Genomic DNA, 10462 nt, shown 5'->3' with positions numbered 1-10462 from the left:
CTTCCGGCACGTCCCTCCTTTTCTAAGAAAATAACGTCTTTTCCTGTTATAGAACACAAAAAAAGAGCAAATGGCGGTAACCATTCGTACACATTAAATGTTGAGAACATATAATATAGTAGATAAATAGCTTTTCGACAAATTTCACAACTTGTGGACAACTTTCTACACATGCTGTGTGAAATCAATCCACATCTTATCCACAGTTTGTGGATAAAGAGTGAAAGCAAGATTAGTAATCAAGAGTTAAAACACAAATATAATACCAAATTAAACGAGAGCTTGCAATGGCTGTCACAATCTTATCCACAAAGCGGACAACCTGTTGAAAAAAATTGTCCACAGGAGTTGGCAGTGTGAAAATGTTGTCGATAACCTTTGTGGATATTGAAAAAAGGGAAAAAAGATATCCACATCATGAATTTTCAGCTCATAATGGTCATTTGAATCTGACTTTTTTTCGTTAAATTCAGGAATCTGAAAAAATAAGGTTTCGAAAGTCGAGAAGGTATGGTATCCTATTATGGTTGCAAGAAACAAAAGCACTAGTGAAGTTGACAATGAATAGGTAACGCAAATATAATAAGTAAGACTGTCTTTAACAGCTATTCCTCGAGGGAGGTGTCATAAATGAAAAGAACATTCCAACCGAATAACCGTAAACGCAGTAAAGTTCATGGCTTCAGAAGCCGTATGAGTTCAAAAAACGGTCGTCTAGTTTTAGCGCGCCGTCGCCGCAAAGGCAGAAAAGTATTATCAGCTTAGGCCACTGAATAATGTCAGTGGTCTTTTTTCACTTTAAGGGAAAAGATATATGTGATGTGTATGAGCAGGGGGATCTCCCCTGTCTCTGCGCATCTCATTTTCAAATAAAATTAAAAGTTTCTGCCAGCCAGTATCGGAGTGAGTCAATTTGAAGAAGCGAAATCGTTTAAAGAAAAATGAAGATTTTCAAAAAGTGTTCAAGCATGGCACATCAGTAGCGAATCGCCAGTTTGTCTTATATACGCTTGATCAGCCTGAAAACGATGAGCTGCGCGTTGGTCTTTCCGTCAGCAAAAAAATTGGCAATGCAGTAATGCGAAATCGGATAAAACGTTTGATCCGGCAAGCTTTTCTAGAAGAGAGAGACAGACTGAAGCAAAAGGATTACATTATTATCGCCAGAAAACCAGCAAGTCAGCTGACATTTGAGGAAACGAAAAAAAGTCTGCAGCATTTATTCAGGAAGGCCTCATTATATAAGAAAACTTCGTCAAAAAAGTAGATGCCACTGCTTTCTTAAAACTTTTAAAAGCGCTTCCTTTCTGGTTGATCAGAAAAAGACACCATTTAAAACTGAAAGATGCTAAAATACATACAAGTATGTTTTGTAATAAGAGAGTGTAAAGAATGATTATAGGAGGAAATGTTGTTGAAAAGGAGAATATGGTTGCTATTAAGTATGGTCGGCGTATTCATGCTATTGGCTGGATGCTCGAGTGTCAAAGAGCCGATCACTGCAGATAGTCCGCATTTTTGGGACAAGTACGTAGTATTTCCATTGTCTGAGCTCATTACGTATGTTGCGAAATTGACGGGAGACAACTATGGACTGTCAATTATTATTGTTACAATTTTAATCCGTTTATTAATTTTGCCGCTGATGATCAAGCAGCTGAGAAGCTCGAAAGCGATGCAGGCTTTACAGCCGGAAATGCAAAAGCTTAAAGAAAAATACAGCTCAAAGGATCAAAAAACGCAGCAAAAACTTCAGCAGGAAACAATGGCTTTATTTCAAAAGCATGGCGTCAACCCATTGGCAGGGTGTTTCCCGATTTTAATTCAAATGCCGATTTTAATTGGATTCTACCATGCGATCATGAGAACACAGGCGATTTCAGAGCACAGTTTCTTATGGTTTGACTTAGGAGAAAAAGATCCTTTCTATATTCTTCCGATTGTTGCCGGTGTTGCCACTTTCGTACAGCAAAAATTAATGATGGCGGGCAATGCGCAGCAAAATCCGCAAATGGCAATGATGCTTTGGATTATGCCGATTATGATCATTGTGTTTGCGATCAACTTCCCGGCGGCGCTTTCTCTTTATTGGGTAGTCGGTAACTTGTTTATGATTGCGCAAACTTTCCTCATTAAAGGGCCTGATATTAAAAAAGATCCTCAACCGCAAAAAGCCGGAGGAAAGAAAAAGTGAGGAATGTGACTGCTGCAGGGCGAAATGTCGATGAAGCAGTACAGTCCGGATTACGAGAACTGCAATTAACGAAGGATGAAGTTGAAATTACCGTTATTGAAGAGGGAAACAAAGGTTTTCTTGGTATATTCGGCAAAAAGCCGGCAATCGTGAAGCTGGCTGAAAAATTTGATCCGATTCAGGAAACAAAGATGTATCTTGAAAGAATTGCCGAATCCATTGCCGGAAAGTCTGATGTGACTGTAAAAGAAAGCAAAAAGGCAGTGAGTTTCCATATAACGGGTGAAAAAGCGGCATTGTTAATTGGAAAAAGAGGACAAACCTTAAATGCACTTCAAACTTTGACCCAGCTTGTCCTTAATCGTTATTCAGATCAGTATTTAAATGTGACGGTAGATGCAGAAAACTACCGTTTGAAAAGGAAAGAGACGCTGAGTCAGCTGGCTGTGAGACTGGCAGACCAGGTTTTGAAAACGAAAAAAGATGTTCATTTAGAACCGATGCCGTCCAGTGAAAGAAAAATCATTCATGATGCCCTTTCCAGATATGCAAATCAGCAGATCGAAACGTATTCAATGGGTGAAGGCGAAAATCGCCACCTCGTTATTTCCCAGAAAAGATAACATAAAACCGAAGTCCGGTAAAAATCGGAACTTCGGTTTTTTTGTATAGAAAAATCTATTTTTCCTTGTAATATCAAGCTTTTTCCGTTTAAGTTTTTCCTTTTTAGGTGTATCCTGTTGATAAAAAGGAAGTTCAGGAAATAAAATTAATTGTTATTCACATGTGGATAAGTTAAAGTAATAAGGGATGAATTTCTAAGTCTGTGGATAACACATCTTCCACTTCGAACCAAACTATGTTATCTTTTAGTTTTGGCATAATAAAATATTTTTTTATATAGATGAATGAGAGTATAGAAAAGAGAGGTGAACAACATGGATACAATTGCGGCCATTTCTACACCGATGGGAGAGGGTGCGATTGCTATTGTGCGGCTGAGCGGACCGGAAGCAATCCAGATCGCCGACAGAATGTATAAAGGGCCGAAAGGGAAAACGATCAGTTCGGTCGAATCACACACGATTCATTACGGCCATATTGTAGACAAACGTACGGATCGGGTCGTGGAGGAAGTAATGGTATCGGTGTTAAAAGCACCGAGAACTTTTACACGTGAAGATGTTATAGAAATAAACTGCCACGGGGGAATTGTGACAGTAAACCAAGTGCTCCAGCTCGCCTTAAGAGAGGGAGCGAGACTGGCGGAGCCTGGTGAATTCACGAAACGCGCGTTTTTAAATGGGCGAATCGACCTTTCACAGGCGGAAGCGGTGATGGACTTAATCAGAGCGAAAACGGATCGGGCAATGAACGTCGCTATGAATCAAATGGAAGGGCGTCTCTCTGCTTTGGTGCGCCGTTTACGCGATGATATTTTAGAAACGCTGGCCCATGTTGAGGTAAATATAGATTATCCGGAGTATGATGATGTAGAAGAAATGACACATCAGCTTTTAGTTGAAAAGGCAAGCTCCGTTAAAAAAGAAATTGAGGCGCTGCTGAGAACGTCTGAGCAGGGCAAAATTTTGCGGGAAGGTCTTTCTACTGTCATTATCGGCCGTCCGAATGTCGGAAAGTCTTCTCTTCTTAACAGCCTGGTTCATGAGGCAAAAGCTATTGTTACCGATATTCCGGGTACGACACGGGATGTGATTGAGGAATACGTAAATGTAAGAGGTGTTCCGCTTCGTCTTGTTGATACTGCAGGTATTCGTGAAACAGAGGATATTGTTGAACGAATAGGTGTTGAACGCTCTCGTCAGGTTCTGAAGGAAGCAGACCTGATTTTACTTGTGCTTAATTATAGTGAAGAGCTTTCTGAAGAAGACGTAAAGCTTTTTGAAGCCGTTGAGGGAATGGACGTCATCGTCATTATGAATAAGACTGACCTCGAGGCGAAAATTGACATAGAACGTGTACGCGAGCTGGCCAATGGACGTCCTGTTGTAACGACATCTCTTCTAAAAGAAGAAGGCGTTAATGATTTGGAGGAAGCGATTCAATCGCTGTTCTATACAGGTGCTATTGAAAGCGGAGATTTAACGTATGTCAGCAATACACGCCATATTTCAATTTTACAGGAAGCAAAACGCGCCATTGAAGACGCGCTTAGCGGCATCGAACAGGATGTCCCGATCGACATGGTGCAGATTGATCTTACAAGATGCTGGGAGCTTCTGGGCGAAATCATTGGAGACGCTGTCCATGAAAGCTTAATTGATCAGCTCTTTTCACAGTTCTGTTTAGGAAAATAAATAAAGGAGGAACTAGAATCATGGGGTATGAAGCAGGCCAATACGATGTGATAGTGATTGGCGCCGGGCATGCCGGTGTTGAGGCTGCCCTCGCATCAGCACGTCAAGGCGCCAAAACGCTTGTCTTGACCATCAACTTAGATATGGTTGCGTTTATGCCATGTAATCCGTCTGTCGGCGGCCCTGCAAAAGGGATTGTCGTCCGCGAAATTGACGCGCTTGGCGGAGAAATGGGCAGAAATATTGATAAAACGCATATTCAAATGAGAATGCTGAATACAGGAAAAGGTCCTGCTGTCCGTGCGCTGCGTGCGCAAGCAGATAAATTCCAATATCAGCATGAAATGAAAAATACGCTTGAAAAAGAACCAAACTTAACGCTGCTGCAAGGAATTGTAGAACGTCTGATCATTGAAGACGGCGAGTGCCGCGGTGTCATTACACAAACCGGTGCGAATTACCGCGCGAAAGCAGTTGTTATGACGACAGGAACATATTTGAGAGGACGTATCATTCTCGGTGATCTTTCTTACTCAAGCGGTCCGAACAACCAGCAGCCTTCTATTAAGCTTTCTGAGCATTTGGAAGAACTGGGCTTCGACCTTGTTCGTTTTAAAACAGGTACGCCGCCTCGCGTCAAAAGCGACACGATTGATTACAGCAAAACGGAAATTCAGCCTGGTGACGAAGTGCCTCGCGCTTTCTCATATGAAACAGTTGAATATATCACAGATCAGCTTCCTTGCTGGCTGACATATACGAGCCCTGAGACACATGAGATTATTGACAGCAACCTGCACCGTTCACCGATGTATTCCGGTATGATCAAAGGTACAGGTCCGAGATACTGCCCGTCAATTGAAGATAAAGTTGTTCGTTTTAATGATAAACCGCGTCATCAAATTTTCCTTGAGCCAGAAGGCAGAAATACGCAGGAAGTTTATGTTCAAGGTTTGTCTACCAGTCTTCCAGAGGACGTGCAGCAAAGAATGCTTGCAACGATTCCGGGTCTGGAAAACGTTCAAATGATGAGAGCCGGCTATGCGATTGAGTACGATGCGATTGTACCGACTCAGCTATGGCCGACGCTTGAAACGAAAAAAATTACCAATCTCTACACTGCCGGCCAAATTAACGGAACATCCGGTTATGAAGAAGCTGCGGGACAAGGGATTATGGCGGGAATCAATGCAGGACGAAAAGCGCTTGGAAAAGAAGAAGTGATTCTAAGCCGTTCTGACGCCTACATTGGTGTTCTCATTGATGACCTTGTGACGAAAGGGACAAATGAGCCATACCGTCTTTTGACATCTCGCGCTGAATACAGATTGCTTCTTCGTCATGACAATGCAGATCTGCGTCTGACAGAAATCGGCCACCGCATTGGATTGATTTCTGATGAGCGATTTGCGGCTTTTGAGAAGAAAAAAGCGGCGATCGAAGCGGAGAAAAAACGTCTGCATTCTGTGATTATCAAGCCGTCTCCAGAAAATCAAGAATATATCCGTTCTCTTGGCGGAAGCGAATTGAAAGATGGGGTACGCGGCACAGACTTGATGAAACGTCCTGAAATGAACTATGAAACTGTTACAAAACTGGCGCCGCCAGAAGTGCCGGTTCCTCAAGACGTGGCAGAACAAGTAGAAATCCAAGTGAAATATGAAGGATATATTGAAAAATCGCTTCAGCAAGTGGAAAAACTGAAGAAGATGGAAAACAAAAAAATCCCTGATCGAATTGATTATGACGCAATTAAGGGGATTGCAACCGAGGCTCGTCAAAAGCTGAAAAACGTACGGCCTTTGTCTGTTGCCCAAGCTTCCCGTATTTCCGGTGTGAATCCGGCAGACATTTCAATTCTATTGGTATATTTAGAGCAGGGCCGCATTGCGAAGATAGCCGAGTAGAAAGGATGACGGCATGAATATTGAAGAATTCACTTCTGGACTGGCGGAAAAAGGGATCTCCCTTTCTCCTCGTCAGCTGGAGCAATTTGAGCTGTATTACGATATGCTGGTTGAGTGGAATGAAAAAATCAATCTGACTTCGATTACAGAGAAAAAAGAAGTGTATCTGAAGCATTTTTATGATTCCATTACAGCTGCATTTTATGTCGACTTCAATCAGATGAATACGATTTGTGATGTCGGAGCGGGAGCGGGTTTTCCGAGTCTGCCGATTAAAATATGTTTTCCGCACCTTCATGTCACCATCGTAGATTCACTAAACAAACGAATAACGTTTTTAGAAAAGCTGTCTGAAGCTTTACAATTGGAGAATACGACATTTTGCCATGACAGAGCTGAAACATTCGGGCAACGGAAAGACGTAAGGGAAAGCTATGATATCGTGACAGCGCGAGCGGTTGCGAGACTATCTGTTTTAAGCGAGCTTTGTCTGCCTCTGGTTAAGAAAAACGGTTTATTTGTTGCTTTAAAAGCCGCATCTGCTGAAGAAGAATTAAACGCGGGGAAAAAAGCAATCACAACGCTTGGAGGAGAACTTGAGAATACCCATTCCTTTAAGCTGCCTATTGAAGAAAGCGATCGTAATATTATGGTGATACGCAAGGTCAAAAATACACCTAAGAAGTATCCAAGAAAACCGGGAACTCCTAATAAATCGCCAATTGAAGGGTAATTTAGACAGCCTGATATGACAATACCATCATATTTTCTTCAAAATTAATGACGGTACAGCAGGAAAAACCATGAGAAAATAGAATTATAAAAATGGCAGTTTTTAAAGGTGGTGTAGGTACATGAAGCATTCATTCTCTCGTTTCTTCGGGCTTGGTGAGAAGGAACAGGAACCGGAGATTGCTGAACATGAGACAAACAAAGAAGAGATTCTGGAAATACCGGTAAATGCTATCGTTCCCAACCGTTTTCAGCCACGCACCATTTTCTCAGATGAAAAAATCAAAGAGTTAGCAATGACCATTCATACACACGGCATTATTCAGCCGATTGTTGTCAGGCATACAGAAGAAGAAGGCCAATACGAACTCATTGCAGGTGAAAGACGCTGGAGAGCGGTGCAATCGCTCGAGTGGGAAAAGATTCCGGCCATTATTAAGGATTTTTCCGACACGGAAACCGCTTCAGTGGCGTTAATTGAAAATTTGCAACGTGAGGAATTGTCTTCGATTGAGGAAGCGCATGCCTACGCAAGGCTCCTTGAGCTTCATGATTTAACACAGGAAGCACTGGCGCAGCGTTTAGGAAAAGGGCAGTCAACGATTGCGAACAAACTGCGGCTATTAAAGCTGCCTCAGCCGGTTCAAGACGCAATCATGGAGAAGAAAATCACAGAGCGTCATGCCAGAGCGCTGATTCCCCTGAAACAGCCTGAGCTCCAAGTCACACTGCTCACAGAGATAATTGAGAAAAGCTTAAATGTAAAGCAGACAGAAGACCGCGTGGTTAAAATGCTGGAGCAAGGCCAGAGAAAACCAAAGCCTAGACGCAAAGCGTTCAGCAGGGATACTAGAATTGCAATGAACACGATTCGCCAGTCACTGTCAATGGTTGAAGACAGCGGCGTAAAATTGAATACGGAAGAAGAGGAATTTGAAGAATATATTCAATTGACGATTCGCATACCAAAATAAAAGCTCTCCTGCTGTCCAGGAGAGCTTTTTCGCTAAAAGGGAATTAATTACTTTTAGTTACAATTGTTATATTAGAATTCTTTTCTTTGAGCTTGTGGATAAATTCTTCCGTGTTTTGTGGAGAAATGACTGCATGTCCCCAGCCTCCCCGATAATAAATCGTAATCGCACGCCGTGAGCCAATAAGCCGAAAACCTGACCACAGCTTCTTTTGCTGAATCACTTTGTCGATTTTTTCGTAAGGAATTTGATGTTTGATCAATCCGGCTTTAATGATCAAACGGTGCTCCTTCAATACATATTTCAGATCAATGAAACTCCAAATGATGAGCACGTTGAAAAGAGTCAGCAGAACAAAAATGATCCAGCCGGATATCCTCATATGTCCCAGCACAAAAGGAACTATGGCATCTGCTTGTATCAGTAATATGAGAAACACAATCATAAGAGTAACGGGTGCATCTCTTTTTGTTTTGTAAACCATATGATCACCGTCCTGTTTGTACTTTCTGCATTGTAACTTCTTCTTTTTTTCTATTAGAAATCCCTTTTTTAAGTCAAAAAAACATATCAGTTTTAGAATTTATAAGAGAAAGCAATAAAGCACTGATTAAATTTTTCAAATATTCCCTTCTGATAAAAAACAAAATGATGAAAAAAGTGAAACGCTTTAATCTTTTTTTGATAAAATAGAAACATGACAGTACATGTTCATGTGAAAGTAGGTGACATCGTGGGAAAAATCATAGCAATTACGAACCAAAAAGGCGGAGTCGGAAAAACAACGACGTCTGTCAACCTTGGAGCATGCTTAGCTTACATAGGGAAAAGGGTTCTGCTGGTAGATATTGATCCGCAGGGGAATGCAACGAGCGGATTGGGGATTGAAAAAGCCGATGTAGATCAGTGTGTGTACGATATTTTAGTAGATGATGCAGATGTAATAGATATTATTAAAGCAACTTCAGTAGAGAATTTGGATGTGATTCCTGCGACGATACAGCTTGCAGGAGCTGAGATCGAGCTGGTTCCGACAATTTCAAGAGAAGTGAGACTTAAGAGAGCGCTTGAAGCAGTGAAGCAGAATTATGATTATATTATTATTGATTGTCCTCCATCATTGGGATTGCTGACAATTAACGCGTTGACTGCTTCAGATTCAGTTGTCATCCCTGTACAGTGCGAATATTATGCCTTGGAGGGACTGAGCCAATTATTAAATACAGTACGTCTTGTGCAAAAGCATTTGAATACGGATTTAATGATTGAAGGCGTATTGCTGACGATGCTTGATGCCCGGACAAATCTTGGCATTCAAGTGATTGAAGAGGTAAAAAAATACTTTAGAGATAAAGTATATCAGACTGTTATTCCGCGTAATGTCCGTCTGAGTGAGGCACCGAGTCACGGTAAACCCATCATTTTATACGATCCGCGGTCAAGAGGTGCGGAAGTATATTTAGATTTAGCAAAGGAAGTGGCTGCGAATGGCTAAAGGCCTTGGAAAAGGGATTAATGCGTTGTTTAATCAGGTTGATTTGTCTGAAGAGACAATCGAGGAAATCAAAGTTACCGATTTACGCCCTAATCCTTATCAGCCAAGAAAACACTTTGACGATGAAGCTCTAGCTGAGCTCAAAGAATCTGTGCTGCAGCATGGCATTCTCCAGCCGCTTATCGTCAGAAAATCTTTAAAAGGCTATGATATCGTTGCGGGTGAACGGCGCTTTCGGGCGGCAAAGCTTGCAGGTTTAGAAACAGTTCCAGCGATTGTCCGTGAATTATCAGAGGCGTTAATGAGAGAAATTGCTTTACTGGAAAACCTTCAGCGTGAGGATTTATCACCGCTGGAAGAGGCTCAGGCTTATGACTCTTTGCTCAAACACTTAGATGTCACGCAAGAGCAGCTTGCAAAACGTCTCGGAAAAAGCAGGCCGCATATTGCCAACCATTTAAGATTGCTGACATTGCCTGAGAACATTCAGCAGCTGATTGCGGAAGGCACGCTCTCTATGGGGCATGGCCGCACACTTCTTGGTTTGAAAAATAAAAACAAGCTTGAACCGCTTGTGCAAAAAGTGATTGCAGAACAGCTTAACGTTCGCCAGCTTGAGCAGCTGATTCAGCAATTAAATCAGAATGTTCCACGTGAAACAAAGAAAAAAGAGCCTGTAAAAGATGCGATTATCAAAGAGCGGGAATCGTATCTCCAAAATTATTTTGGTACAACAGTAAATATTAAGAGACAAAAGAAAAAAGGCAAAATCGAAATTGAGTTTTTCTCCAATGAGGATCTTGAACGGATCTTAGAGCTCTTATCAGAACGAGAATCGTAAA

General features: G+C 41.7%; 11 protein-coding genes. 10 read left to right on the top strand and 1 reads right to left on the bottom strand.

The window, feature by feature from the left end; translation table 11 throughout:
* Nucleotides 1–630 precede the first annotated feature (630 nt).
* The 8 genes from rpmH (at nt 631) to noc (ending at nt 8125) form a co-directional block, all read left to right on the top strand.
* On the top strand, nt 631–765 hold the full coding sequence (gene rpmH, locus NYE43_RS21615; RefSeq protein WP_003178075.1) for a 50S ribosomal protein L34: 135 nt from the start codon (nt 631–633) through the stop codon (nt 763–765).
* A 148-nt stretch (nt 766–913) separates the two neighbouring features.
* Complete coding sequence (gene rnpA / locus NYE43_RS21610; RefSeq protein WP_024123579.1) at nt 914–1267, top strand: ribonuclease P protein component; 354 nt, start codon at nt 914–916, stop codon at nt 1265–1267.
* A gap of 141 nt (nt 1268–1408) precedes the next feature.
* Nucleotides 1409–2194 (top strand): YidC family membrane integrase SpoIIIJ, encoded by a 786-nt coding sequence (gene spoIIIJ, locus NYE43_RS21605; RefSeq protein WP_081638392.1) that lies wholly within the window; start codon nt 1409–1411, stop codon nt 2192–2194.
* Nucleotides 2191–2817, top strand: a complete 627-nt coding sequence (gene jag, locus NYE43_RS21600; RefSeq protein ID WP_024123578.1) for an RNA-binding cell elongation regulator Jag/EloR — start codon at nt 2191–2193, stop codon at nt 2815–2817. The genes spoIIIJ and jag overlap by 4 nt, the downstream gene beginning before the upstream one ends.
* Before the next feature lie 315 nt (nt 2818–3132).
* Nucleotides 3133–4512 carry a tRNA uridine-5-carboxymethylaminomethyl(34) synthesis GTPase MnmE gene (mnmE, locus tag NYE43_RS21595; protein WP_024123577.1) on the top strand — a complete coding sequence of 460 codons (1380 nt, stop codon included), beginning with the start codon at nt 3133–3135 and terminating at the stop codon, nt 4510–4512.
* A 20-nt stretch (nt 4513–4532) separates the two neighbouring features.
* The gene (gene mnmG, locus NYE43_RS21590) at nt 4533–6419 is read left to right on the top strand and encodes a tRNA uridine-5-carboxymethylaminomethyl(34) synthesis enzyme MnmG (protein WP_101859620.1); all 1887 of its coding nucleotides are present in this window, start codon (nt 4533–4535) and stop codon (nt 6417–6419) included.
* A gap of 13 nt (nt 6420–6432) precedes the next feature.
* Nucleotides 6433–7152: a 16S rRNA (guanine(527)-N(7))-methyltransferase RsmG gene (rsmG, locus tag NYE43_RS21585; protein ID WP_341062702.1), complete on the top strand. Its 720-nt coding sequence runs from the start codon at nt 6433–6435 to the stop codon at nt 7150–7152.
* A gap of 121 nt (nt 7153–7273) precedes the next feature.
* Nucleotides 7274–8125, top strand: coding sequence for a nucleoid occlusion protein (gene noc, locus NYE43_RS21580; protein ID WP_003219249.1), 852 nt, complete (start codon nt 7274–7276; stop codon nt 8123–8125).
* Nucleotides 8126–8168: 43 nt separating this feature from the next.
* Here the strand turns inward: noc and NYE43_RS21575 are convergent, their stop codons facing one another.
* Entirely contained in the window at nt 8169–8609 is a 441-nt protein-coding gene (locus tag NYE43_RS21575) for a PH domain-containing protein (RefSeq protein ID WP_127696198.1), read from the bottom strand.
* 249 nt (nt 8610–8858) lie between these two features.
* Here NYE43_RS21575 and soj point away from each other — a divergent pair, with 249 nt between their 5' ends.
* Nucleotides 8859–9620, top strand: coding sequence for a sporulation initiation inhibitor protein Soj (gene soj, locus NYE43_RS21570; RefSeq protein WP_010332665.1), 762 nt, complete (start codon nt 8859–8861; stop codon nt 9618–9620).
* The gene (spo0J, locus tag NYE43_RS21565; protein ID WP_024123572.1) at nt 9613–10461 is read left to right on the top strand and encodes a stage 0 sporulation protein Spo0J; all 849 of its coding nucleotides are present in this window, start codon (nt 9613–9615) and stop codon (nt 10459–10461) included. Before soj ends, spo0J begins: the two co-directional genes overlap by 8 nt.
* Nucleotide 10462 lies beyond the last annotated feature (1 nt).

Origin of the sequence: Bacillus sp. FSL R5-0434 (genome assembly GCF_038004745.1) — a bacterium.
In the GTDB taxonomy this organism is placed as follows: domain Bacteria; phylum Bacillota; class Bacilli; order Bacillales; family Bacillaceae; genus Bacillus; species Bacillus halotolerans.
This window is presented reverse-complemented; position numbering and strand designations above follow the sequence as displayed.

What these genes read in the sequence shown, in the direction of transcription:
- noc (WP_003219249.1), top strand. Translation starts at nt 7,274, where the DNA reads ATGAAGCATTCATTCTCTCGTTTCTTCGGGCTTGGTGAGAAGGAACAG.
- rsmG (WP_341062702.1), top strand. Translation starts at nt 6,433, where the DNA reads ATGAATATTGAAGAATTCACTTCTGGACTGGCGGAAAAAGGGATCTCC.
- mnmE (WP_024123577.1), top strand. Translation starts at nt 3,133, where the DNA reads ATGGATACAATTGCGGCCATTTCTACACCGATGGGAGAGGGTGCGATT.
- mnmG (WP_101859620.1), top strand. Translation starts at nt 4,533, where the DNA reads ATGGGGTATGAAGCAGGCCAATACGATGTGATAGTGATTGGCGCCGGG.
- spo0J (WP_024123572.1), top strand. Translation starts at nt 9,613, where the DNA reads ATGGCTAAAGGCCTTGGAAAAGGGATTAATGCGTTGTTTAATCAGGTT.
- NYE43_RS21575 (WP_127696198.1), bottom strand. Translation starts at nt 8,609, where the DNA reads ATGGTTTACAAAACAAAAAGAGATGCACCCGTTACTCTTATGATTGTG.
- rpmH (WP_003178075.1), top strand. Translation starts at nt 631, where the DNA reads ATGAAAAGAACATTCCAACCGAATAACCGTAAACGCAGTAAAGTTCAT.
- spoIIIJ (WP_081638392.1), top strand. Translation starts at nt 1,409, where the DNA reads ATGTTGTTGAAAAGGAGAATATGGTTGCTATTAAGTATGGTCGGCGTA.